Here is a 1,936-nt window from a genome sequence, read left to right on the forward strand (position 1 = left end):
AAGAAGGGTGAGAAACCCTTCCGCCGGATGACCAAGGGTTCCAGGGCCAGGTTAATCCGCCCTGGGTGAGTCGGGACCTAAGGCGAGGCCGAGAGGCGTAGTCGATGGACAACGGGTTGATATTCCCGTACCCGCGAAGGAGCGCCCGTGATGAACTTCGTTGTGCTAACCATCCGATCTGTCTGAGACCTTCGGGTTGAGGGTGGGGAGCGTGGGAACCTGGCGGGTAGTAGTCAAGCGATGGGGTGACGCAGGAAGGTAGCTGAGCCCGGCCGGTGGTTGTGCCGGGGTAAGCGTGTAGGCCGATGTGTAGGTAAATCCGCATGTCATGGGGCTGAGACGTGATGCCGAGCCGATTCAGGTGAAGTCAGTGATCCTATGCTGCCGAGAAAAGCCTCTAGCGAGTTCTGAGCGGCCCGTACCCCAAACCGACACAGGTGGTCAGGTAGAGAATACCGAGGCGATCGGGCGAACTGTGGTTAAGGAACTCGGCAAATTGCCCCCGTAACTTAGGGAGAAGGGGGGCCGGAGACGTGAAGCCCCGCGCGGGTGGAGCGTTGTATGGCCGCAGAGAGCAGGGGGAAGCGACTGTTTACTAAAAACACAGGTCCATGCGAAGAAGTAATTCGATGTATATGGACTGACGCCTGCCCGGTGCTGGAACGTTAAGGGGACCTGTTAGCTCTTTCGGGGGCGAAGCGGAGAACTTAAGCGCCAGTAAACGGCGGTGGTAACTATAACCATCCTAAGGTAGCGAAATTCCTTGTCGGGTAAGTTCCGACCTGCACGAATGGCGTAACGACTTCCCCACTGTCTCAACCACAGGCCCGGCGAAATTGCAGTACGAGTAAAGATGCTCGTTACGCGCGGCAGGACGGAAAGACCCCGGGACCTTTACTATAGCTTGACATTGGTATTTGAGTCGGCTTGTGTAGGATAGGTGGGAGCCGGTGAAGCCTATACGCCAGTATGGGTGGAGGCAATCTTGAAATACCACTCTGGTTGATTCGGGTATCTAACTTCGGACCGTTATCCGGTTCAGGGACAGTGTCTGGTGGGTAGTTTAACTGGGGCGGTTGCCTCCTAAAGGGTAACGGAGGCGCCCAAAGGTTCCCTCAGCCTGGTTGGCAATCAGGTGTTGAGTGCAAGTGCACAAGGGAGCTTGACTGTGAGACTGACGGGTCGAGCAGGGACGAAAGTCGGGACTAGTGATCCGGCACTTGCGTGTGGAAGCGGTGTCGCTCAACGGATAAAAGGTACCCCGGGGATAACAGGCTGATCTTCCCCAAGAGTCCATATCGACGGGATGGTTTGGCACCTCGATGTCGGCTCGTCGCATCCTGGGGCTGTAGCAGGTCCCAAGGGTTGGGCTGTTCGCCCATTAAAGCGGTACGCGAGCTGGGTTTAGAACGTCGTGAGACAGTTCGGTCCCTATCCGCCGTGCGCGTAGGATACTTGAGAAGGGCTGTCCCTAGTACGAGAGGACCGGGACGGACGAACCTCTGGTGTGCCAGTTGTCCCGCCAGGGGCACGGCTGGTTAGCTACGTTCGGAAGGGATAACCGCTGAAAGCATCTAAGCGGGAAGCCTGCTTCAAGATGAGGTATCCCACCCACCTTTGGTGGGGTAAGGCCCCCAGCTAGACGACTGGGTTGATAGGCCGGAAATGTAAGCCCGGTAACGGGTTCAGTTGACCGGTACTAATAGGCCGAGGACTTGACTATCAAAGCTGCTACGCGTCCACTGTGTAACTCACAACAAACAAACAACATCCCGACAAGTGGGTTGGTGTTGGTGTTGTTTGACATGTTGATAAGGTTACGGCGGTCATGGCGGAGGGGAAACGCCCGGTCTCATTCCGAACCCGGAAGCTAAGCCCTCCAGCGCCGATGGTACTGCACCCGGGAGGGTGTGGGAGAGTAGGACACCGCCGGACA

At 57.0% G+C, this 1,936-nt stretch carries 2 rRNA genes; both read left to right on the plus strand.

The features are described from left to right. Positions 1 to 1,723: ribosomal RNA gene (locus tag AC2CHE_RS26770) — 23S ribosomal RNA — on the plus strand; the annotation flags it as partial. 95 nt (positions 1,724 to 1,818) lie between these two features. Beyond that, positions 1,819 to 1,935, plus strand: a 5S ribosomal RNA gene (gene rrf / locus AC2CHE_RS26775). Position 1,936: the final 1 nt, after the last annotated feature.

The organism is Micromonospora sp. ATLC16 (assembly GCF_057196645.1).